Consider the following 19,387-nt stretch of genomic DNA (forward strand, 5'->3'; position numbering starts at 1 on the left):
TTCAGGCGCGCAGCGCTTCGATGGCGTCCGCCAGGGCCTGCGGCACGTCCGGGACGAGGGTGTGCACCCCGTCGCGTACGACGTGCCGGCCGCCCACGACGGTGTGCCGCACGTCCGCCGCTGTCGCTGCGAATACGGCCGTCTCGGCCCCGAGCCGCGGCAGCGTCCCCGCTGTCCTGACGGAGTCGAGCGCGACCGTCGTGAAGTCGGCGAGCGCACCCGCTTCGAGCGTGCCCGCGTCGGCCCAGCCGAGGGCCGCGTGACCGTCGGCGGAGGCGGCGCGCAGGAGCGCCGCCGCGGTCCAGTGACCTCGGGTACGGCTGCGCAGGCGTTCGTTCAGCTCCATCGCGCGCGCCTCTTCGAGCAGGTCGATGACGGCGTGGCTGTCGGAGCCGAGGGAGAGCGGGGAGCCGGCCTGTTGGAGGGCGACGGCCGGTCCGATGCCGTCGGCGAGGTCGCGCTCGGTGGTCGGGCACATGCATGTGCCGGTGCCCGAGCGGCCGAGCAGTGCGATGTCGTCGTCGGTGAGGTGGGTGTTGTGCACGCCCGTGGTGCGCGGGCCCAGCACCCCGTGGTCGGCGAGCAGCTGCGTGGGCGTACGGCCGTGGGCCGCCAGGCAGGCGTCGTTCTCGGCCGTCTGCTCGGACAGGTGCACATGGAGCGGGGCCTGCCGCTCCTCGGCCCACCGCGCCACCGTCGCCAACTGCCCGGCGGGCACGGCCCGTACGGAGTGGACGGCGGCCCCGATCCGCGCGTGATCCCGGTCCTTGAGAACTGAACAGCGTGTTGCCCAGGCTTCCGCGGTGCCGTCGGAGAAGCGGAGCTGGTGCCGGTTCGGGGGCTGTCCCCTGCGCGCGTCGACGAGGCCGGCGGCGAGGTAGACGGTGTCGAGGAGGGTGATGCGGATGCCCGCCTCGGCGGCGGCCTCGACGAGCGCCTCGCCCATGGCGTTCGGGTCGGCGTACGGGGTGCCGCCGGGCGCGTGGTGCACGTAGTGGAACTCGCCGACGGCCGTGACCCCGGCGAGCGCCATCTCCGCGTACACCGCGCGGGCGAGCGCGTGGTACGTGTCCGGGGTGAGCCGGTCCGCGACGGAGTACATGATCTCGCGCCAGGTCCAGAAGGTCCCGGAGCCGACCTGGACGGTGCCGCGCAGGGCCCGGTGGAAGGCGTGGCTGTGGGTGTTGGCGAGGCCGGGGAGGGTCAGGCCGCGCAGGATCTCCGCTCCGGGCGGTGGACTGTCGACGCCCGTGCGGACGGCGGCGATCCGGCCGTCCGTGTCCACGTCGAGGGCCACGCCCGGCTCCACGTAGGAGTCGAGCCAGGCGTGCTCCAGCCAGTACGTCGTGCCTCGCGCGCTCATGTGCGGCTCACTCACTTGCAGGCCAGCCCTTCCAGTACGTCGGCGAGTGCGGTCACCCCGGCCACGCAGTCGTCCTCGGCGGCGTGCTCGGCCGGCGAGTGCGAGACCCCCGTGGGGTTGCGTACGAACAGCATGGCGGTCGGGATCGAACCGGAGAGGATCCCGGCGTCGTGTCCCGCACCGGTCCCGAGGACGGGCACGTTCAGGTGCGCGGGGTCCTGGCCCGTTCCCCCGCCCAGGAGTCGGGCGATCTCGTCCCGCAGGGCGTGCTCGAACTCGACGACCGGGGTGAACGACTCCCGGACGACGTCGAGGTGGATGCCGTGCGCGTCGGCGTACTCGCGGGCGGCCTTCTCGATGCCGTGGACGACCGTGTCGAGGGTCGCCTGGTCGGCGGCGCGGGAGTCGAGCCAGCCGCGTACGAGGGAGGGGATGGCGTTGACGCCGTTCGGTTCGACGGAGATCTTGCCGAAGGTGGCCACCGCACCGGCGAGCCGGGCTTCCCGGCGGGCCGCGAGCACGGTCTCCGCGTACGACAGCATGGGGTCGCGGCGGTCCACGAGGCGGGTGGTGCCCGCGTGGTTGGCCTCGCCCCGGAAGTCGAACCGCCACCGTCCGTGCGGCCAGATGGCGCTGGCGACGCCGACCCGGTCGCCGGTCAGGTCCAGGGCGCGCCCCTGCTCGACGTGCAGTTCGACGAACGCGCCGATACGGCCCAGGCGTTCGGGGTCCGCGCCGATGGCGTCCGGGTCGTGGCCCGCGGCCTCCATCGCCTGCGGGAGGGTGATCCCGTCGGCGTCGGTGAGCCGGTGCGCCTGCTCGACGGTGAGTTCCCCGGCGGTGAGCCGCGAGCCCACGCAGGCGAGCCCGAAGCGGGCGCCTTCCTCGTCGCCGAAGTTCACGATGGCGAGGGGCTTGGTGAACCGCGCGTTCCGGCCGCGCAGTTCGTCCAGCGCGGCGAAGGAGGACACGACGCCGAGGGGCCCGTCGAAGGCACCGCCGTCGGGCACGGAGTCGAGGTGGGACCCGGTGACGACGGCGTCCCCCGCGAAGGGGTCGCCGAGCCAGGCCCACTGGTTCCCGTTCCGGTCCAGTTCGAGGGTGAGCCCACGCGCCTCGGCCTGCGCCCGGAACCAGGCACGGCAGTCGGTATCGGCCCCGGTCCAGGCGAACCGCCGATACCCCCCGGACCCGGCATGCCGCCCGATGGACTCCAGCTCCCCCCACATCTCAAGAAAGGAGGACCCCCTGGGCGCCTTCAGCCCGTCCGGCGCCTGCCGACCAGACCGCTCGGCCACTTCCAGCCCATCCGGCGCCTGCCGACCAGACCGCTCGGCCACTTCCAGCCCGTCCGGCTCCTGCCGACCAGACCGCTCGGGCACTTCCAGCCCGTCCGGCGTTTGAGGACGAGGCCGTTCAGGCCGATCGGGGGTCCGGGGGCGGAGCCCCTGGCCGGGCCCGGGGGCAGCGCCCCCGCCGGACAACGACCCGCTCACTCGCCCTCCCGCATGGGAACCCGCACGCCCCGCTCGTCGGCAACCGTCTCCGCGATGTCGTACCCGGCATCGACATGCCGAATGACCCCCATCCCGGGGTCGTTCGTCAGCACGCGGCGAATCTTCTCGCCCGCCAACCGCGTGCCGTCGGCCACCGACACCTGCCCCGCGTGGATGGAGCGCCCCATGCCCACACCGCCACCGTGGTGGATGGACACCCAGGACGCGCCGGAGGCCACGTTCACCATGGCGTTCAGCAGCGGCCAGTCGGCGATCGCGTCCGAGCCGTCGAGCATGGCCTCGGTCTCGCGGTACGGGGAGGCGACGGAACCGCAGTCGAGGTGGTCGCGGCCGATGGCCAGAGGGGCGGCCAGTTCGCCCGAGGCGACCATGTCGTTGAAGCGCTCGCCCGCCTTGTCCCGCTCGCCGTACCCGAGCCAGCAGATGCGGGCGGGCAGGCCCTGGAAGTGGACACGCTCGCCGGCCAGCTTGATCCAGCGGTGCAGGGACTCGTTCTCCGGGAAGAGGTCGAGGATCGCCTTGTCCGTCTTGTGGATGTCGGACGCCTCACCGGACAGGGCGGCCCAGCGGAAGGGGCCCTTGCCCTCGGAGAACAGCGGCCGGATGTAGGCGGGCACGAAGCCGGGGAAGGCGAACGCCCGCTCGTATCCGGCGAGTTGGGCCTCGCCCCGGATGGAGTTGCCGTAGTCGAAGACCTCGGCGCCGGCGTCCATGAAGCCCACCATGGCCTCCACGTGCCGCGCCATGGACTCACGGGCCCGGGTGGTGAAACCGGCCGGGTCCTTCGCGGCGTACGCGGCCATGTCGTCGAACTCGACGCCCACGGGCAGATAGGCCAGCGGGTCGTGGGCCGAGGTCTGGTCGGTCACGATGTCGATCGGGGCGCCCTCGGCGAGCATCCGCGGCAGCAGTTCGGCGGCGTTGCCGAGCAGGCCGATGGAGAGCGGGCGGCGGGCGTCCCGGGCCTCCACGGCGAGCTGGAGGGCGTGCTCCAGGGAGTCGGCGCGTACGTCCAGGTACCGGTGCTCGATACGGCGCTCGATGGCGCGCGGGTCGACGTCGATACAGATCGCGACGCCGTCGTTCATGGTCACGGCGAGCGGCTGGGCGCCGCCCATGCCGCCGAGGCCGGCCGTCAGGGTGATGGTCCCGGCGAGCGTCCCGCCGAATTTCTTCGCGGCGACGGCGGAGAAGGTCTCGTAGGTGCCCTGGAGGATGCCCTGCGTGCCGATGTAGATCCACGATCCGGCGGTCATCTGGCCGTACATGGTGAGGCCGAGGGCTTCGAGGCGGCGGAACTCCTCCCAGTTCGCCCAGTCGCCGACCAGGTTGGAGTTGGCGATGAGGACGCGCGGCGCCCACTCGTGGGTCTGCATGACGCCGACGGGGCGGCCGGACTGGACGAGCATCGTCTCGTCCTGCTTCAGCGTCCGCAGCGTACGGACCATGGCGTCGTAGGAGCGCCAGTCGCGGGCGGCCTTGCCGGTGCCGCCGTAGACGACGAGCTTGTCGGGGTGCTCGGCGACCTCGGGGTCGAGGTTGTTCTGCAGCATCCGCAGAGCGGCTTCCTGCTGCCATCCCAGGGCACTCAGTTCCGTTCCGCGCGGTGCTCGGACGGGGCGGGGTCCTGACATGGTCTGCCTCCTGGCGACGGGTGAGTACTCCGGGTGGTGCCGTTCATCCAGCGGTACAGCGGATATTCATATCCTGAGCTCCTGAATAGAACTAGTCAATACCCTCGCGGGCCAGCGGGGGCACCGCACGGGTGTTTGGCTGGGCCCATGGCTGCATACACAGGTGAGCGGACGGACGGGGCCACGCGGCGCGACGAGGCCGTTCGCGCCGCCGTGGAACAGGGACTCGTAAGCCCCTCCACGCCCCTCGTCGCGCTCCTCGACACCACCGGAATCCGGTCCTCCGTAACGGCCCTGCGGGCGGCCTTCGACGCGGTGACCGCACCGGGTACGCCCGTGCTGCACGCGTTCGCGGTGAAGGCGACCCCGCTCGTCCCCGTGCTGCGGCTGCTGCACGGGGAGGGCATCGGCATGGAGGTCGCGAGTCCGGGCGAGCTGGCCCTCGCCCGCGCGGCCGGGGTGCCCCCGTCCCGTACGGTCCTCGACTCGCCCGCGAAGACCCCCTCGGAGCTGCGGGAGGCACTCGCGCTGGGGATCGCGGTCAACGCGGACAACCCCCAGGAGCTGGCGCGGATCGACGCGCTGGTCGGGTCGGCGTCGACCCGCTCGCCTCTGGGGCTGCGGGTGAACCCGCAGGTCGGCGGGGGTTCGATCGGGGCGCTGTCCACGGCGACGGCGACCTCGAAGTTCGGCGTCGCGCTGCGGGACGAGGGGGCGCGCGAGTGGGTCGTGCGGGCGTACCTGGACCGGCCGTGGCTGACCCGGCTGCACACGCACTCCGGGTCGCAGGGGATGCCGCTGGAGCTGATGGCACGCGGGGTGGCCGAGGCGTACGGGCTCGCGGAGGAGATCAACGAACGGGCCGGGCGACGGCAGATCGACACGCTCGACATCGGCGGCGGGCTGCCGGTGAACTTCGGCTCGGACGTCCACACCCCGACGTACGAGGAGTACGCACGGCTCCTCGCGTCGAGTGTGCCGGGGCTGTTCGACGGGCGGTACGGGCTGGTCACGGAGTTCGGGCGGTCGCTGCTCGCCAAGCACGGCGTGGTGCTGGCGCGCGTCGAGTACGCGAAGTCGGCGGGCGGCCGGGCCATCGCGGTGACGCACGCGGGGGTCCAGGTGGCGGCCCGCACGGTGTACGCGCCCGGGTCCTGGCCGCTGCGGGTGGCCGCGTACGACGCCAAGGGGCGGCCCAAGACGGGGCCCGAGGTGGTCCAGGACGTGGCGGGGCCCGCCTGCTTCGCGGGCGACCTGCTGGCGGAGGGCCGGTCGATGCCGCTGCTCGAACAGGGCGACTACGCGGCGGCGCTGGACACGGGGGCGTACTACTTCGCGCACCACTACGGGTACAACTCGCTCGCGCGGCCCGCCGTGCACGGTTTCGGTCCGGACGGGGCCGGCGGGGTGCGGTTCGCGACGGTCCGCGCGGCGCAGACGCTCGACGAACTCGTGGCGGAGTCGGGAGGGGCGCACACGGAGGCGTTGACCCGCGCGAACCCGGCGTGACCGGATCGAATCCGCGAACCGGGAAAAGGCAGAAGGTCTGATTGTCTTCAGGGCAATCGACCCACACTAGCCAGCAACTGGCATGTTCCACAGGAAAATGCCCTATCTCTCACCCGTCACGCACACGTTGCGTAGCTTCTGCGTCACTCAGCTGAACCGACGGGCGGGAGGGAAGCACCGTGCCCGGAATCGACGAGTGCCTGCTGGAGGCCATGAGGCTACCCGGAGCCCGGGGAGCCTCGGTGGTCGACTGGACCAGCGGACTGGCTCTGGGCACGGTCGGGGACTCACCGAACGGGGATCACGAGGCCACCGCGGCCGAGGCGGCGGAACTCGCCCGGCTCGCCGCGGAGCACAAGGCCTTCGCACCCGAGGAAGGAGCCGACTGGTCCGGCGGGCAGCCGCCGGTGGAGGACCTCATCGTCAGCAACAGGGACAGCTATCACGTCCTGCGTTTCGTCCGGACGACCTTCGACAGCAGTGTGTTCCTGCATCTGTGGCTGGGACGTTCGGACGGCAATCTCGCCCTGGCCCGAATACGCCTGGGCGAGATGGCGGAACGGCTGGTGGTGGGGTGACCACGATGGAAGCAGGCCCCCTGCCGGGACTGGGCAGACCCGACCCCGACCCGCTCGGCCCACTCGTCCCGCCCGTCCACCCGGACGGCGCGGACGGTGCGGACGGGCCGGCCTCGGTCCCGCCCGTGCTCAGTCCCATGCTCAGCCGGCTCGCGGAGGAGCGCGCCACCGGCGTACTGACACGGGATCGCGGAGTGCTGTACCTGGTCGAGGGCCAGGTGGTGCACGCCGAGAGCCCCGCGACCCCCGGGCTGGACATCCTGCTCACCAGCCGTGGGGCACTGGGTTCCGACGGCTGGTGGGAGGCGGTCTCGGAGGCGGGCGCCGAACGCCGTGTCGGACGGTTCCTGGTGGACAGCGGGCGGCTGGCCGCGGGCGCCCTGGAGCTGTGCCATCTGGGGGCGCTGTACGACGCCGCGTTCTTCACGCTCGGCGCGAGCAGCGGCCCGGCGCGGTTCCGGTACGGGGTCGCGCACTGGATCGGCCCCGTACGGCCGGTGACCGTGGGCGCGGTGGAGCGCGAGACACTGCGGCGCCGCGCGCTGCTGCACCGCATCTGGCCGGATCCGGACACGGACACCGCGGAACTCGTCCGGACCGCCCGTGCCGTCGACGTGGTCCTCCCACCGCGTCAGCGCACGGTTCTCGACCAGGTCGACGGGGCGCGCACGGTCTCGGACATCTCACGGGTCCTCGGCCGGCCGGGGTTCCACACGCTGGTCGACGTCCGCCGGCTGGCGGCCGCCGGGATCGTGACGACCCGCGCGCGCACCGTCGAGTGCCGGGCACCGGAGACCGCCGCACCCCCCGTGTCCCCCATGTCCCCCGTCTCCACTGCGACCGCCCAGGCGGCGCAGGCCGCGCAGGCGTCGGCGGATCCCGACGTGGCCCTGCTGCGCCGGCTCAGAGACGCATTGGAGGCCTTGTGATCCGCGCGCTCCGACAGCGTGCCGAGAGGAGACAACTGATGGCGGCGGAGGCCGAAGTCCTCGACGAACTGCACCGGTTACGGGCCCGGGTGCCCCAGCTGACGGGCGCGCTCGCGGCCAGCGTCGACGGCCTGGTACTGGCCCAGGACACTCCGGGCGTGGAGCCGGAGGGGCTGGCCGCCCTCACCGCCGCCGCACTGGGGGTCGCCCTCCGCGTGGCGGACGCGACCGGACGGGGCGACTTCCGCGAACTTCTGCTGCGCGGCGAGCACGGCTATGTGGCGACCTACGCGGCGGGACCCTCCGCCGTACTGACGCTGCTGGCGGGCGACCGGGCGAACGTCGGCCGGCTGCACCTCGAAGGGCGCCGCTCCGGCACCCGGATCGGCGAACTCGTCGAGGCCGCAGCCGAAGCCCAGCCGGCCCCGGCGGCCCGGCCCGCCCCGAAGGCCGCCCTCACCCCACGCAACAGAACCGCGCGCACAGCGCGCACGGTCCCCGGGCCGACCGGTGAGAGCCGTTGAACCCGGCCACACCGCACCGACCCGGACCGATCAGAACCGACCTGAACTGACCCGAACCGAAAGGACCGGCACCACCATGACGAACACCGAGACCGCGTTGAAAGAGACCCTGGCCTCCATCGAGGGCGCGACCGGAGCCGCTCTCGTCGACTACACCACCGGTATGGCGCTGGGCACGATCGGCGGCAGCAAGAGCTTCGACCTCACCGTCGCCGCGGCCGGCAACACCGACGTCGTCCGCGCCAAGATCCGCACCATGGAGCACCTGGGCCTGAAGGGCGAGATCGAGGACATCCTGATCACGCTGTCCGACCAGTACCACCTGATCCGGCTGATCAAGGGCCGGGGCGGCAACGGACTCTTCCTCTACCTGGTGCTCGACGCCAAACGCGCCAACCTGGCCATGGCCAGGCACCAGTTGAAGAAGATCGAGAGCGATCTGGAGGTCTGAGGGATCAGACCAGCACCCCGGCCCGACGCCGCGCCCCACCGGGCGCGGCGTCGCCCGCGGCGATCCCGGTGGCCCGGTAGCCCTTGACGCGCTGGCCCGCCGGAACGCCCGCACCGCGGCCGAGCCAGTCGACCCGCACCCACAGGAGCGACTCGGCGGCCCGTTCGAGCCGGCCGATCCAGGCGGCCTTGAGACGCAGGCCCGCTCCGGCGCCCGCGAGCAGCATCCCGCCCGCGGCCGGCACGGTGAACGCCGAGCCCAGGGCCACGGCGAAGGCGAGGAGCGCCCACCAGCGGTGCCCCCGGCGCCAGTTGCGTACGGTCACCGCCCGGTCCTGCAGCACGTCGTGCTTGCTCGCGCGGTCGGCGCCGCGGGCGAGTGCCACGTACCGTTTGCGGTGCGTCAGCAGGACGACGACCGCCGTGATCAGGAAGAGCGCGGCTCCGGCCAGCACCCCGATCCGCCGTCCCGTGATTCCGGGCACCAGTACGCCCACTCCCGCCGCGACGATCCCGAGCCAGCCCAGCGGTGCCGCTCCGGCCCGTACGACGACGGCCACCCGAGCAAGTCCCTGCCCTCCGCGCGCCACGATCCGCCTCCTCACCAGACGCCTGTGTGTGGCGGGCAGATTAGCGGCCGAACGTGAGACGCATCTGAGAGAACACCAAAAAATCGGCCGGTCGCCGGTACTCCGCCCGCGAGGTGCCGCTACTCGACGAACAGGCTCCGCGCCGCGGCCCGCGCGTCGAACTCCTCCAGGCGTGCCTGGGCGTCCGGCAGTCCGTCGCACATCGCCTCCAGCAGGACCCGCCCGAGCAGCATCGGCGCGCAGACCGTGTCGAAGGCGAGGCCGGTTCCGACGGCGGCGGGCAGCAGCAGGTCGGACACCTTGGCGACCGGCGCGAACGCGGAGTCCGCGACGGTGACGACGGTCAGCCCAGCCTCCTTCGCGTAGGCGAGGGTGTCGACGACCTCGCGCGGGTGGCGGGGCAGCGCGAAGCACAGCAGGGTGCTGGCTCCGGCCCGTACCGCCGCGTCGATGCGGTCGTGGACCATCGTGCCGCCCTCGTGCAGCAGCCGGACATCCGGGTGGACCTTGGCCGCGAAGTAGGCGAAGCCGTACGCCTGGGACGCGGCGGCCCGCAGTCCGAGCACCGGCAGGGGGCGGGAGGCGGCGAGGAGCCGGCCGGCCCGTTCGACGGGGCGCGGGTCGGCCAGCACGGAGGCGAGATGGCGGAGGTTCTCGATCTCGGCCTCGACGGCCTGCTGGTACTCGTTGTACGAGCCGGTGTCGGGGGCGGGTTCGGCCGGTGCGACCTCCCGCAGGTGTCTGCGCAGCGCCGGGTAGCCGTCGAAGCCGAGAGCGACGGCGAAGCGGGTGACGGAGGGCTGGCTGACCCCGGCGAGTTCGGCCAGTTCCACGCTCGACAGGAACGGCACGTCGGCGGCCCGGCGCACCATGCTGTGCGCGATGCGCCGCTGGGTGGGCGTCAGCCGGTGCCCCTCGAAGAGGGCCTGCAGCCGCCCGGCGGGCGCGTCGCTCACGCCCGCGCCCGCCCCGTCCCCGCCACCGCTCGCGTCCCCGCCACCGCTCGCGTCCCCGCCACCGCTCGCGCCCGCGCTCCGGTCGTCCGCGCTCGCACCGCTCGTGTCGTCGGCGCCGTTCGCCTCGCTCGTACCGCCGCTGTCCGGGCCAGTTTCCATGTCCCTGTCCATGCCCATATTCACGCTCGTGTTCCCGTCCACGCTCATGCCGTGCCCCCACTCCAGATGTCCGTGAACCGGTCGAGCAGCGCGGCCGCCGCCGTCACGTCGTCCGTGAGCGGCCGGTCGGTCGCGTCCGCGTCGAGCACCGACTCGGCGATCTCCAGTGCCCTGCCCACCGGCAGCTCCGGGTCGGGGCGCAGGCCGCGCTGGCGCAGCGCCCGTACGGCGGCGACGAGTTCGCAGCCGACCACGAGACGGTACGCGCTGCACGCGCGCAGGGTCTGGCGAGCGGCGAGCGAGGCGAAACTCGCCTGTTCCTCGACGCCCCGGGAGAGTACAGCGTGGCCGAGCGAGGCGGGCGCGGAGAAGGCCCGCAGGTCACCGAGGGCGGCCCCGGCGGCGTACTCCAGGATCATCACGCCGGAGGAGGCGGGCTCGTGGTCGGCGAGGAAGGGGCGCAGCCGGGTGTAGGCGGGTTCGTTGAGGGTCGACAGGCGTGAGGTCGACAGGCGGGCGACCTGGGTGAGGGAGAGCCTGAAGTGGTCGAGGGCGAGGGCGAGCTGGGCCTGGTAGAAGCCTCCGTGGTGGTAGGCGGCCATGTCGGCGGCGCAGATCAGCGGGTTCTCGGCGGCCGCGTTGATCTCGACGGCGAGGACCTCCTCCAGCGCGTCGGCGGCGTCGTGCGCGGGGCCGTGGATCTGGGGCACGCACCGGAAGCCGTACGGGTCCTGGATCCGTCCGAGCGGCGGGGTCGGCCGGTCGGGGGCGCCGATCATCTCCCGCATCCGCCGGGCCACTTCGGTCGACCCGCGGTGCGGCCGGGCGGCGTGGACGGGCGCCGCGTAGGCCTCGTACGAGCCGTCCACCGCGACCAGTGACAGCGCGGCGACGACCTGGGTGGCCCCGATGAGTCCGCGCAGTTCGTGCAGGGCGAGCGCCGACTGGCCGAGGGTGAGGGCGTTGCTGCTGATGAGCGCGAGGGCGTCGTTGTTGTCGAGCGGCTGCGGCTCGGGCGCGCCCGCCTGCTCGACGACACCGGTGCCCGCCCTCGCGGACAGGCCGGCCCCCTCGCCGTCGCGCCAGGGGTGCTCGCCCGCCAGCGCGAGGCCCACCTGGGCCAGGGCCGCGATGTCGCCGGTGCCGACCGAGCCGAACTCGTTCACGACGGGATGGGCGCCGCTCTCCAGCGCCTCGCACAGCGCGGTGACGACGGTGGGGCGCAGACCGGCACCGCCCGCGAGGAGCTGGTTGGCCCGCACGGCGAGCATCGCCCGGACCTCACGGGCGGGCAGTTCGGCGCCGATGGCCCCGGCGTGGCTGCGCAGCAGACGCAGACCGTGTTCGGCGGCGGCCTCGGTGGGCACGTCCTCGTTCCGGTTGGCGCCGACTCCGGTGGAGCGGCCGTACACGCGGCCGGTGGCGGCGATGCGCCGGGCCGCGTCCCAGGACTCCTCGACACGCTTCATCGCGTCGGTGCCGGGGACGGGCCGCGCGGACCCGTCGGCGAGGCGTACGACGTCGGCGACGCCTGTGCTGTAACCGTCCAGCACCACGAGGCCGTACGTTCCCGCACTCGGCGTGTCCACATCCCGAGACGACATAGAGCGCAAACTCCCCTCAAACCGGGCATTCGGTCTTGCCTGTCGATCACAAGAAACCAGCGATCAACACCACACCGTTGACAAGCTATTCAAGTAGAGAGAACTCTGCATGACTATATGCAGCCGGGCAAGGGACACCTCATGATCCAGTTCGACGCGGTCCACAAGCGTTTCCCGAATGGCACCACCGCGGTCCACGACCTCTCCCTGGAGATGCCGGAAGGGGGCGTGACCGTCCTCGTGGGGTCTTCCGGTTGCGGCAAGACGACCACCCTCCGGATGATCAACCGGATGGTCGACCCCACCTCGGGCACCATCCGCGTCGGCGGCCGTGACGTGCTGGAACAGGACGCCGCCGACCTGCGCCGCTCCATCGGTTACGTCATCCAGCAGTCGGGCCTCTTCCCGCACCGCACGGTCCTCGACAACATCGCGACCGTGCCGCTGCTCCTCGGCTGGGGCCGCCGCAAGGCGCGGTCGCGGGCCGCGGAGCTCCTGGAGACGGTCGGCCTGAGCGCCGAGGCCGGCAAGCGCTACCCGCACCAGCTCTCCGGCGGCCAGCAGCAGCGCGTCGGCGTGGCCCGCGCGCTCGCCGCCGACCCGCCGGTGCTCCTGATGGACGAACCGTTCGGCGCGGTCGACCCGGTCGTGCGCACCCAGCTCCAGGACGAGCTGCTCCGGCTCCAGAAGGAGCTGAACAAGACGATCGTCTTCGTCACGCACGACATCGACGAGGCGGTACGGCTCGGCGACCGGATAGCCGTCTTCCGCACCGGCGGCCATCTCGTCCAGTGCGCCACCCCGGCCGAACTGCTGGCCCGCCCCGCGGACGACTTCGTCGCGGACTTCCTGGGCGCCGAACGCGGCCTGAAACTCCTGTCGCTGACCTCGCTCAAGGGCATCCCGCAGGCCCCGGCCCCCGAGGGCGGCACCTGGGAACTGGTCCTGGACGGCGCCCGCAAACCCCTGCACTGGCGCACCGGACCCACCGGCGCCGGCAGCGCGCCCAGCGACAGCGGGACCACCGAACTCCCCGTACGCCCCCTGCGCGACACCGACTCCCTGCTCGCCGCCCTCAACGAGTCCATCGCCTCCCCGGCCGGACTCGTGGCCCGGGTCGACGCCGACGGCGCTCTCACCGGCGTGACCTCGCGCGACGAGATCCACCGGCACGCGGGACTGGCCCACGCGGAAGCCCTGGTGGCGTGATGACCATCGACTGGTCGTGGATCGGCGACCACACCGACGACCTCACCACCCTCACGCTCTCCCATCTCCAGGCGGCCCTGTCGGCCGTCCTCCTCGGCCTGCTGATCTCCCTGCCGCTGGCCGTGGTCGCCCACCGGATCCGGCCCCTGCGCGGGGTGCTCCTGGGCCTGTCGAACGTCCTGTTCACGATCCCGTCGATCGCGGTCTTCGTCCTGCTCCTGCCGGTCTCGGGACTGACCCGCACCACCACGGTCGTCGGACTGACGATCTACACCCTCGTCGTCCTCCTGCGGAACACGGTCGAGGGCCTCGACTCGGTCCCCGCGAAGACGAAGGAGGCCGCGAAGGCCATGGGGACGCGCCCGCTGCGCACCCTGCTCACCGTCGAACTCCCCCTCGCGCTCCCGGTGATCATGGCGGGCGTCCGGATCGCCACGGTCATGTCGATCTCGCTGGTCTCCGTGGCCACGTACATCGGCGACGGCGGTCTCGGCCAGCTCTTCACCGACGGTTTCCAGCGCAACTTCCCGACGCCGGTGATCGTGGGGGTCGTCCTGACGCTCCTGCTGGCGCTGGTCGCGGACTCCCTGCTGGTCGCCGTCCAGTACGTACTCACCCCGTGGAAGAGGCGGCGAGCCTGACATGTACGAACTCTTCAAGAACCTCGGCGACTGGCTGGTCAGCGGCGAGCAGTGGACCGGGCCCGACGGCATCGGGCACCGTCTCGCCGAGCACCTCCAGTACTCGCTGCTCGCCACCCTCGTGGCGACCGCGATCGCCCTGCCGCTGGGCCTGCTGATCGGGCACACCGGCCGGGGCGCGTTCCTCGCCATCAACCTCGTGTCCTTCGGGCGCGCCCTGCCGACCGTCGGCCTGGTCGTGCTCGTCTTCCTCGCCAGCGGCCTGTCGATGTGGCCGGTGTACGTGGCGCTGGTGGCCCTCGCGGTGCCGTCGATCGTGACCAACACGTACGCGGGGATGACGGCCGTCGATCCGGACGTGAAGGACGCGGCTCGGGGGCAGGGGATGCGCTGGCACCAGGTCCTCTTCCAGGTGGAGCTGCCCCTAGCGCTGCCGCTGATCATGACGGGGCTGCGGCTGGCGCTGATCCAGGTGGTGGCCACGGCGACGATCGCGGCGTACGTGTCCTTCGGCGGGCTGGGGCGGTACGTGTTCGACGGGCTCGCTCAGCGGGATCTTGTGCAGGTGCTGGGCGGGGCGGTGCTTGTCGCCCTTGTCGCCGTCGTTCTCGATCTCGCGCTGAGTGGGGTGCAGCGGGTGTTGTTCCGGCATCGGCCCGCGTAGGGCGTTGCCCTGCGCCGATGCCTTGGCTGCCGCCGGCCGTCGCGCTGGATCTGCGGGTCCGTCGTGGCTGGTCGCGCAGTTCCCCGCGCCCCTGAAGAACTGGCCGTCGTACTGAGTCTGCGGGCCGCATGTGGCTGGTCGCGCAGTTCCTCGCGCCCCTTGAAAGAACCGGGCGCGCCCCCGATCTTCGTAACTCCCCCAGGAGCTTTTCCCATGACCTCCATGAACCGACGCACCCTCCTCGGTGGGCTGTTCGCCGCCGCCTCCGTTCCCGTTCTTGCCGCCTGCGGCAGTGGGATCACCTCTCTCGACGGTGACGGGGGTGGTGGCGGCGGTGGCGGGTCCAGCAAGGACGGGATCACCATCGGGACCGCCAACTTCACCGAGAACCAGGTGCTCGGCTTCCTCTACGCGGCCGTCCTGGAAGCCGCCGGAGTGAAGACGAAGGTCCGTCCGAACCTCGGCACCCGCGAGATCCTCATCCCCGCGCTCAAGGGCGGCGACATCGACCTGCTCCCCGAGTACCAGGGCGCCCTCCTGCACTACCTCTCCCCCAAGTCCCGGGCCACGGAGGAGGGCGAGATGCAGAACGCCCTCGCGATGGCCCTGCCCGCCGGGCTCCAGGTGCTGCCGTACGGCAGGGCCGAGGACTCGGACGCGTTCGTCGTCACGCGGGAGACCGCCGACAGGTACGGCCTGTCCTCCCTCGCCGACCTGAAGAAGCAGAACGGCAAGCTCGTCATCGGCGCCGCGCCCGAGGTGAAGAAACGCGAGGTGGGCGCGGTGGGCCTGAAGAGCCGTTACGGGGTCGAGTTCAAGGAGTTCAAGTCCCTGGACTCCTCGGGACCGCTGGTGAAGGGCGCCCTGAAGAAGGGCGACGTGGACGTGGCGAACCTCTTCACCACCGACACCGACATCGTGGCCAACGACTGGGTCGTCCTCACGGACCCGGAGAACCTGATACCCGGCCAGCACATCGTCCCCCTGGTCGCCGACCGCAGGGCCGACTCGACGGTCCGCAAGGCCCTCGCCGAACTCGGCAACGTCCTCACCACGGCCGATCTGACCGAGCTGAACCGCAAGGTCGACAAGGACAAGAAGGACCCGGAGGACGTGGCGAACGCGTACGCGAAGGAGAAGGGGCTCACCGACTAGGCCCGGTGGCAGGGGCGGTGGGGACGGGCCCAGCGCGGACAGGGGGGCTAACCCCCGTGCCAAGCCCGCCCCGGCTCCCTACCTTGGAACGCATGACCGGAATGGAAGCCCGCGACGCCGAACTCAAGAAGGAACTCGACGCCACCTTGCACGCACGCAAGGAACTGGGCGCCGAATACGAGTCCGCGCTGGTCGACTCGTTCCTGGAGAAGGTCGAACAGCGCCTCGACGGCGCGGTCGACCGCCGGGTGCGTCGCCAGCTCGCGGAACAGCAGATGGTGGTGGCCCGGGACGCGCGTTCCCCGCAGGGGTCCTCGGACTCCTGGGGCGAGCGCTTCGGATTCGGGATCGTCTCCCTCGTCCTCGCGGTCCCCCTGTCCGCCATCGGCGGCGGCGTGGCCCATCTGCCCGGCCTGCTGGTCGCCTGGGCGGGCATCGTCGGCGTCAACGTGGTCCAGGCCGCGCGCTTCTCACCGAATTTCTTCGGGCGGCGCCGGACCAAGTCGGACTCGGACTGGGACGGGTGACGGACGGACGACACGGGGAGCAGGACAGCACGGGGAACGGCGCGACACGAGAAGCGGAGCTGCGAGAGACAGAGCGGCACGGGAACGCCGAAGGGCCCGGTACCTGAACAGGTACCGGGCCCTTCGTGAAGCTTGCGCGGGGGCCGCCGCACCCCCGTTGCCGGGGGGCGGGACGACGGCGGTCCCCGCGAGGGACGCGAGCCGGGTCAGGGCCGAGCTGCGCGTCCGTGGCGTCCATGGAGGTCCGGGAGCCGCTCCGGAGGTCCTTGGCGCCGTTTTGGTGCCGGCCGGGGCGGGGAGCCGCTCCCGCCCTTGCCGACATCCACCAATGTGCCGTACCCGTGTTAAGCGTGTGCTGCGTGGACGTGACGCGCTCGTACCACTTCCACGAAGTTCCGCCGTGACCGCTCACACCGGAAGTCCCGCTCCGGCGTGCGCGGTTCACCGGACGTTCTACTGCCGGCCACCCTTGGCGAGGAAAGACAGCAGGTCCTGGCGGCTGACGACCCCGGTGGGCCTGCCCTCCACCAGAACGATCGCGGCGTCGGCCGCGCCGAGCACGGTCATCAGGTCGCCCACCGGCTCACCGGAGCCGACCTGCGGCAGCGGCGCCGACATGTGCTTCTCCAGCGGATCGGTGAGGGAGGCCCGCTGGGTGAACAGCGCGTCGAGCAGTTCCCGTTCGACGACGGAGCCCACGACCTCGGCGGCCATCACGTCCGGGTGTCCGGCGCCCGGCTTCACGATGGGCATCTGCGAGACGCCGTACTCGCGCAGCACCTCGATCGCCTCGCCGACCGTCTCGTCGGGGTGCATGTGGACGAGCTGCGGCATCGCGCCGTGCACCTTGTCGCTCAGGACGTCGGCGACGCGGGCGCTGGGGCCCTCGTCCTCCAGGAAGCCGTAGTCGGCCATCCACTCGTCGTTGAAGATCTTGCTGAGGTATCCGCGCCCGCTGTCGGGGAGCAGGACGACCACGACATCGTCCGGACCGAGCCGCTCGGCCACCCGCAGCGCCGCCACGACGGCCATGCCGCAGGAGCCGCCGACGAGCAGGCCCTCCTCCTTGGCGAGGCGCCGGGTCATCTGGAAGGAGTCCTTGTCGGACACGGCGACGATCTCGTCGGCGACGGTCCGGTCGTACGCGGTCGGCCAGAAGTCCTCGCCGACGCCCTCGACGAGATACGGGCGCCCGGAGCCGCCGGAGTAGACCGACCCCTCCGGGTCCGCGCCGACGACCTGGACCTTGCCATCGCTGGCGTCCTTCAGATAGCGGCCGGTGCCGGAGATGGTGCCGCCGGTGCCCACGCCCGTGACGAAGTGAGTGATCCGCCCCTCCGTCTGCGTCCACAGCTCAGGGCCGGTGGAGTGATAGTGCGAGGCGGGATTGTCGGCGTTCGAGTACTGGTCGGGCTTCCAGGCTCCGGGCGTCTCCCGCACCAGCCGGTCGGAGACGTTGTAGTAGGAGTCGGGGTGCTCGGGGTCGACCGCGGTGGGGCAGACGACGACCTCGGCCCCGTACGCGCGCAGCACGTTGATCTTGTCGGTGCTCACCTTGTCGGGGCACACGAAGATGCACTTGTAGCCCTTCGTCTGGGCCACGATGGCAAGGCCCACACCCGTGTTGCCGCTGGTCGGCTCGACGATCGTGCCACCCGGCTGGAGCGCGCCGCTCTTCTCCGCGGCCTCGATCATGCGCAGGGCGATGCGGTCCTTCACGGAGCCGCCGGGGTTGAAGTACTCGACCTTCGCGAGGACGGTCGCCTGGATGCCGGCGGTCACGCTGTTGAGCCTCACCAGCGGGGTGTTGCCGACGAGACTGATCATCGAGTCGTGGAATTGCACCGTTGTCTCCGGAGCTGAAAAAGAAATGGTCGGGGTGGTTCCGTCAGCCTAAGCCCCTCCTGGGCGTTCACACCGCGTTGAGATTGACCGACGGTCTGTACGGGGCAAGGAGTGGGTGTACGGCTAAGAGGAGGTGGCGGCTTCGCATGTCGAGCTTGTCGAGGGCGAGGGTGGCACGGCGGATCGCGGCGGGCGCGGCGTACGGCGGCGGCGGGATCGGGCTGCTGGGCGCGGCGACGGTCGGAGTGGTGCTGGCCGAGGTGCAGCTGGCGAAACGGCAGGTGGGCCACGGGCGCAGTCCGCACCCACCGAGCGCGGACGGCCTGTACGGGTACGCGTACGCCGGTGGGGAGGAACCGCTGCGCCTGACGATGCTCGGTGACTCGACCGCGGCGGGGCAGGGGGTGCACCGGGCCCGGCAGACACCGGGCGCGCTGCTGGCGTCCGGGCTCGCGGCGGTGGCGGAACGGCCGGTGCGGTTGCGGAACGTGGCCCTGCCCGGCGCCCAGTCGGACGACCTGGACCGCCAGGTCCGGCTGGTCCTCGCCGATCCGGACGGGTTGCCCGAGGTGTGCGTGATCATGGTCGGCGCGAACGACGTGACGCACCGGATGCCGGCGACGAGGTCGGTCCGCCATCTGTCGGCCGCGGTACGGCGCCTGCGTACGGCCGGTGCGGAGGTGATCGTCGGCACCTGCCCCGACCTGGGCACGATCGAGCCGGTCCACCGGCCGCTGCGGTGGTTCGCGCGGCGGGCCTCGCGTCAGCTGGCGGCGGCGCAGACGATCGGCACGGTCGAGCAGGGCGGGCGGACGGTGTCGCTGGGCGACCTGCTGGGGCCGGAGTTCGCGGAGAACCCGCGCGAGCTGTTCGGGCCCGACAGCTACCACCCCTCGGCGGAGGGGTACGCGACGGCGGCGATGGCGGTGCTGCCGACGGTGTGCGCGGCGCTGGGGCTGTGGCCGGCGGAGGAGGAGCGTCCTGACGTGTCCCGTCGGGAGGGGTTCCTTCCCGTGGCGCGAGCGGCGGCGGAGGCGGCGTCGGAGCCGGGTACGGAGGTGGCCGCGGCGATGCCTACGGGGCCGCGCGGTCCCTGGGCCCTCCTGAAGCGCCGCCGCCGCCGACGCGTCCCGGCGTCGGACCCGGCCCCGACGTCCCCCTGACCCTCACCGCATGGGGGCTGCGCCCCCTCGCCCCCCATTGCGCAGTTCCCCGCGCCCCTAGGTACCTGGGGCCGCCCCCCTCCCGACGAAGGGCAGGGGGCGAAGGGCAGGGGGCGAAGGGCAGGGGGCGAAGGGCAGGGGCGCAGCCCCGCCCTTCAGGGGCGCGGGGAACTGCGCGGCCCGCCCCCACCGGACCCGCACCCGAATGCGGGGGTCTGGGGGCGCAGCCCCCGGGGCTGGAACCCGCAGCGAGGAAAAAGCAAGCGCTTGGAAAGTGCGGCCCGTGTCACACACCCACACCCGTGACCTCACCCATACGGACGGGTAGCTTCCCAAGCAGGTCCGCCCAACTCCCCCGCGACGCCAATGG

The 19,387-nt window shown here is 72.2% G+C and carries 18 protein-coding genes; 11 read left to right on the forward strand and 7 right to left on the reverse strand.

From position 1 onward, the window contains the following. Window position 1: 1 nt before the first annotated feature. The 3 genes from J8N05_RS02265 to hutU form a co-directional block, all read right to left on the reverse strand. Entirely contained in the window at window positions 2-1,363 is a 1,362-nt protein-coding gene (locus J8N05_RS02265) for a formimidoylglutamate deiminase (protein ID WP_210880809.1), read from the reverse strand. Between the two features lie 11 nt (window positions 1,364-1,374). Then, window positions 1,375-2,592, reverse strand: a complete 1,218-nt coding sequence (locus J8N05_RS02270) for an allantoate amidohydrolase (protein WP_210889967.1) — start codon at window positions 2,590-2,592, stop codon at window positions 1,375-1,377. Window positions 2,593-2,855: 263 nt separating this feature from the next. Next, the gene (gene hutU, locus J8N05_RS02275; protein WP_210880810.1) at window positions 2,856-4,514 is read right to left on the reverse strand and encodes a urocanate hydratase; all 1,659 of its coding nucleotides are present in this window, start codon (window positions 4,512-4,514) and stop codon (window positions 2,856-2,858) included. Window positions 4,515-4,661: 147 nt separating this feature from the next. Between hutU and J8N05_RS02280 the strand changes: the two genes are divergently transcribed. The 5 genes from J8N05_RS02280 to J8N05_RS02300 all read left to right on the forward strand — a co-directional run bounded on the left by J8N05_RS02280 (window position 4,662) and on the right by J8N05_RS02300 (window position 8,505). Then, window positions 4,662-6,023 (forward strand): type III PLP-dependent enzyme domain-containing protein, encoded by a 1,362-nt coding sequence (locus tag J8N05_RS02280; RefSeq protein WP_210880811.1) that lies wholly within the window; start codon window positions 4,662-4,664, stop codon window positions 6,021-6,023. A gap of 179 nt (window positions 6,024-6,202) precedes the next feature. After that, on the forward strand, window positions 6,203-6,601 hold the full coding sequence (locus J8N05_RS02285; protein ID WP_210880812.1) for a hypothetical protein: 399 nt from the start codon (window positions 6,203-6,205) through the stop codon (window positions 6,599-6,601). Window positions 6,602-6,738: 137 nt separating this feature from the next. Then, window positions 6,739-7,530: a transcriptional regulator gene (locus J8N05_RS02290; RefSeq protein WP_210889968.1), complete on the forward strand. Its 792-nt coding sequence runs from the start codon at window positions 6,739-6,741 to the stop codon at window positions 7,528-7,530. A 38-nt stretch (window positions 7,531-7,568) separates the two neighbouring features. Further along, window positions 7,569-8,054 (forward strand): roadblock/LC7 domain-containing protein, encoded by a 486-nt coding sequence (locus J8N05_RS02295; RefSeq protein WP_210880813.1) that lies wholly within the window; start codon window positions 7,569-7,571, stop codon window positions 8,052-8,054. Window positions 8,055-8,130: 76 nt separating this feature from the next. Then, entirely contained in the window at window positions 8,131-8,505 is a 375-nt protein-coding gene (locus J8N05_RS02300) for a roadblock/LC7 domain-containing protein (protein WP_107015660.1), read from the forward strand. A 4-nt stretch (window positions 8,506-8,509) separates the two neighbouring features. On the opposite strand, the gene J8N05_RS02305 is transcribed toward J8N05_RS02300, so the two are convergent. The 3 genes from J8N05_RS02305 to J8N05_RS02315 form a co-directional block, all read right to left on the reverse strand. Beyond that, window positions 8,510-9,094 (reverse strand): hypothetical protein, encoded by a 585-nt coding sequence (locus J8N05_RS02305; RefSeq protein ID WP_210880814.1) that lies wholly within the window; start codon window positions 9,092-9,094, stop codon window positions 8,510-8,512. A gap of 119 nt (window positions 9,095-9,213) precedes the next feature. Next, window positions 9,214-10,209 carry a MurR/RpiR family transcriptional regulator gene (locus tag J8N05_RS02310; RefSeq protein ID WP_247706120.1) on the reverse strand — a complete coding sequence of 332 codons (996 nt, stop codon included), beginning with the start codon at window positions 10,207-10,209 and terminating at the stop codon, window positions 9,214-9,216. 44 nt (window positions 10,210-10,253) lie between these two features. Beyond that, the gene (locus tag J8N05_RS02315) at window positions 10,254-11,813 is read right to left on the reverse strand and encodes an aromatic amino acid ammonia-lyase (protein WP_210880815.1); all 1,560 of its coding nucleotides are present in this window, start codon (window positions 11,811-11,813) and stop codon (window positions 10,254-10,256) included. A 141-nt stretch (window positions 11,814-11,954) separates the two neighbouring features. On the opposite strand from J8N05_RS02315, the gene J8N05_RS02320 reads away from it, so the two are divergent. From J8N05_RS02320 to J8N05_RS02340, 5 genes are all read left to right on the forward strand, one after another. Continuing rightward, window positions 11,955-13,022 (forward strand): ABC transporter ATP-binding protein, encoded by a 1,068-nt coding sequence (locus J8N05_RS02320; RefSeq protein WP_247706121.1) that lies wholly within the window; start codon window positions 11,955-11,957, stop codon window positions 13,020-13,022. Next, the gene (locus tag J8N05_RS02325) at window positions 13,022-13,663 is read left to right on the forward strand and encodes an ABC transporter permease (protein WP_210880817.1); all 642 of its coding nucleotides are present in this window, start codon (window positions 13,022-13,024) and stop codon (window positions 13,661-13,663) included. The genes J8N05_RS02320 and J8N05_RS02325 overlap by 1 nt, the downstream gene beginning before the upstream one ends. A 1-nt stretch (window position 13,664) precedes the next feature. Beyond that, window positions 13,665-14,327: an ABC transporter permease gene (locus J8N05_RS02330; protein ID WP_210880818.1), complete on the forward strand. Its 663-nt coding sequence runs from the start codon at window positions 13,665-13,667 to the stop codon at window positions 14,325-14,327. A 222-nt stretch (window positions 14,328-14,549) separates the two neighbouring features. Beyond that, window positions 14,550-15,482 (forward strand): ABC transporter substrate-binding protein, encoded by a 933-nt coding sequence (locus J8N05_RS02335; RefSeq protein WP_210889970.1) that lies wholly within the window; start codon window positions 14,550-14,552, stop codon window positions 15,480-15,482. A gap of 92 nt (window positions 15,483-15,574) precedes the next feature. Beyond that, window positions 15,575-16,009 (forward strand): hypothetical protein, encoded by a 435-nt coding sequence (locus J8N05_RS02340; RefSeq protein WP_210880819.1) that lies wholly within the window; start codon window positions 15,575-15,577, stop codon window positions 16,007-16,009. Between the two features lie 453 nt (window positions 16,010-16,462). Here J8N05_RS02340 and J8N05_RS02345 read toward each other — a convergent pair whose 3' ends face one another. Next, window positions 16,463-17,854: a cystathionine beta-synthase gene (locus J8N05_RS02345; RefSeq protein ID WP_210880820.1), complete on the reverse strand. Its 1,392-nt coding sequence runs from the start codon at window positions 17,852-17,854 to the stop codon at window positions 16,463-16,465. Window positions 17,855-18,000: 146 nt separating this feature from the next. Between J8N05_RS02345 and J8N05_RS02350 the strand changes: the two genes are divergently transcribed. Further along, on the forward strand, window positions 18,001-19,017 hold the full coding sequence (locus J8N05_RS02350) for an SGNH/GDSL hydrolase family protein (protein ID WP_199854656.1): 1,017 nt from the start codon (window positions 18,001-18,003) through the stop codon (window positions 19,015-19,017). Window positions 19,018-19,387: the final 370 nt, after the last annotated feature.

Origin of the sequence: Streptomyces liliiviolaceus, assembly GCF_018070025.1 — a bacterium.
GTDB lineage: Bacteria > Actinomycetota > Actinomycetes > Streptomycetales > Streptomycetaceae > Streptomyces > Streptomyces liliiviolaceus.

What these genes read in the sequence shown, in the direction of transcription:
- J8N05_RS02265 (WP_210880809.1), bottom strand. Translation starts at nt 1,363, where the DNA reads ATGAGCGCGCGAGGCACGACGTACTGGCTGGAGCACGCCTGGCTCGAC.
- J8N05_RS02270 (WP_210889967.1), bottom strand. Translation starts at nt 2,592, where the DNA reads ATGTGGGGGGAGCTGGAGTCCATCGGGCGGCATGCCGGGTCCGGGGGG.
- hutU (WP_210880810.1), bottom strand. Translation starts at nt 4,514, where the DNA reads ATGTCAGGACCCCGCCCCGTCCGAGCACCGCGCGGAACGGAACTGAGT.
- J8N05_RS02280 (WP_210880811.1), top strand. Translation starts at nt 4,662, where the DNA reads ATGGCTGCATACACAGGTGAGCGGACGGACGGGGCCACGCGGCGCGAC.
- J8N05_RS02290 (WP_210889968.1), top strand. Translation starts at nt 6,739, where the DNA reads ATGCTCAGCCGGCTCGCGGAGGAGCGCGCCACCGGCGTACTGACACGG.
- J8N05_RS02295 (WP_210880813.1), top strand. Translation starts at nt 7,569, where the DNA reads ATGGCGGCGGAGGCCGAAGTCCTCGACGAACTGCACCGGTTACGGGCC.
- J8N05_RS02300 (WP_107015660.1), top strand. Translation starts at nt 8,131, where the DNA reads ATGACGAACACCGAGACCGCGTTGAAAGAGACCCTGGCCTCCATCGAG.
- J8N05_RS02310 (WP_247706120.1), bottom strand. Translation starts at nt 10,209, where the DNA reads ATGGAAACTGGCCCGGACAGCGGCGGTACGAGCGAGGCGAACGGCGCC.
- J8N05_RS02315 (WP_210880815.1), bottom strand. Translation starts at nt 11,813, where the DNA reads ATGTCGTCTCGGGATGTGGACACGCCGAGTGCGGGAACGTACGGCCTC.
- J8N05_RS02320 (WP_247706121.1), top strand. Translation starts at nt 11,955, where the DNA reads ATGATCCAGTTCGACGCGGTCCACAAGCGTTTCCCGAATGGCACCACC.
- J8N05_RS02325 (WP_210880817.1), top strand. Translation starts at nt 13,022, where the DNA reads ATGACCATCGACTGGTCGTGGATCGGCGACCACACCGACGACCTCACC.
- J8N05_RS02330 (WP_210880818.1), top strand. Translation starts at nt 13,665, where the DNA reads ATGTACGAACTCTTCAAGAACCTCGGCGACTGGCTGGTCAGCGGCGAG.
- J8N05_RS02335 (WP_210889970.1), top strand. Translation starts at nt 14,550, where the DNA reads ATGAACCGACGCACCCTCCTCGGTGGGCTGTTCGCCGCCGCCTCCGTT.
- J8N05_RS02340 (WP_210880819.1), top strand. Translation starts at nt 15,575, where the DNA reads ATGACCGGAATGGAAGCCCGCGACGCCGAACTCAAGAAGGAACTCGAC.
- J8N05_RS02350 (WP_199854656.1), top strand. Translation starts at nt 18,001, where the DNA reads ATGTCGAGCTTGTCGAGGGCGAGGGTGGCACGGCGGATCGCGGCGGGC.